The organism is Azospirillum sp. B506 (genome assembly GCF_000333595.1).
Classification (GTDB): domain Bacteria; phylum Pseudomonadota; class Alphaproteobacteria; order Azospirillales; family Azospirillaceae; genus Azospirillum.
This window is the reverse complement of sequence record NZ_BADK01000836.1, coordinates 1-1,279: the sequence shown is the minus strand read 5'-3', so window position 1 is coordinate 1,279 and position 1,279 is coordinate 1. Positions and strand designations below refer to the sequence as shown.

The 1,279-nt window shown below is 64.5% G+C and carries 3 protein-coding genes; 2 read left to right on the top strand and 1 reads right to left on the bottom strand.

Going from position 1 to position 1,279, the window contains the following annotated elements; genetic code table 11:
* Positions 1-726, top strand: a 726-nt coding sequence (locus I71_RS26080; RefSeq protein ID WP_042700801.1) for a citrate/2-methylcitrate synthase, incomplete at its 5' end; no start/stop codon positions are given.
* Between the two features lie 22 nt (positions 727-748).
* Complete coding sequence (locus I71_RS38540; protein ID WP_158285394.1) at positions 749-922, top strand: hypothetical protein; 174 nt, start codon at positions 749-751, stop codon at positions 920-922.
* 8 nt (positions 923-930) lie between these two features.
* On the opposite strand, the gene I71_RS26075 is transcribed toward I71_RS38540, so the two are convergent.
* Positions 931-1,279, bottom strand: a 349-nt coding sequence (locus tag I71_RS26075; RefSeq protein ID WP_042700799.1) for a rhodanese-like domain-containing protein, incomplete at its 5' end; no start/stop codon positions are given.

Genomic DNA, 1,279 nt, shown 5'->3' with positions numbered 1-1,279 from the left:
CACGACCTGTCCTACGCGGAGAACTTCCTCTACATGACCTTCGGCACGCCCTGCGAGCCGTACAAGGTCAATCCGATCCTGTCCAAGGCGATGGACAAGATCTTCATTCTGCACGCCGACCACGAGCAGAATGCCTCGACCTCGACCGTCCGTCTTGCCGGTTCTTCGGGTGCCAACCCGTTCGCCTGCATCGCCGCCGGCATTGCCTCGCTGTGGGGTCCGGCCCATGGCGGCGCCAATGAGGCCGTGCTGAAGATGCTGGAGGAGATCGGCTCGGTGGATCGCATCCCCGAGTTCGTCCGCCGCGCCAAGGACAAGAACGACAACTTCCGCCTGATGGGCTTCGGCCACCGGGTCTACAAGAACTACGACCCGCGCGCGCAGGTCATGCGCCAGACCTGCCACGAGGTTCTCCGCGAACTCGGCATCAAGGACGAGCCGCTGCTGGACATCGCCATGGAGCTGGAGAAGATCGCCCTGTCGGACGAGTACTTCATCGAGAAAAAGCTCTATCCGAATGTCGATTTCTACTCCGGCATCATCCTGAAGGCGATGGGCTTCCCGACCAGCATGTTCACCGTGCTGTTCGCGCTCGCCCGCACCGTCGGCTGGATCAGCCAGTGGAAGGAGATGATCGAGGACCCGGTGCAGAAGATCGGCCGTCCGCGTCAGCTCTACACCGGCCACACCAAGCGGCCGTTCGTGCCGCTGGCCGAGCGTGGCTAACCGGCCCACAGCCCATATCGGAATGGGCGGCTCCAACGGAGCCGCCCAGGATCCGACTGCGTACATCGTACCGGCGCGGCGGGTGCGCCTACGCCCGCCGGCCAACGACAACCGCGCGCCGCTCGGTTGGCGGGTGCGCCGCCTGATCGTTTACCTGCTGATCCTGGCTTTGATCGCCGGGATCGTCTTCGTCTAGACGGCCCCTCAGCTGCCGCCTTCCAGCGCGAAGCCTTCATCGACCCACCCGGTGATGCCGCCGATCATCAGCTTGACCGGCCGCCCGATCCGCGCAAGACGCAAGGCCGCCCGATCCGCTCCGTTGCAGTGCGGTCCGGCGCAATAGACCACGAACAGCGTTTCCTCCGCCCACTCGGCCATACGGCGCTCCGTCATCTTGCCGTGTGGCAAATTCAATGCGCCCGGCACATGTCCCCGCGCATAGGCGGCAGGGCCGCGGACATCAAGCAGGACGAAATCCGGCGCACCGGACGTCAACGATTCATGCACGTCCCAGCAGTCGGTCTCCAGCGACAGGCGCCTGGCAAAATGGACA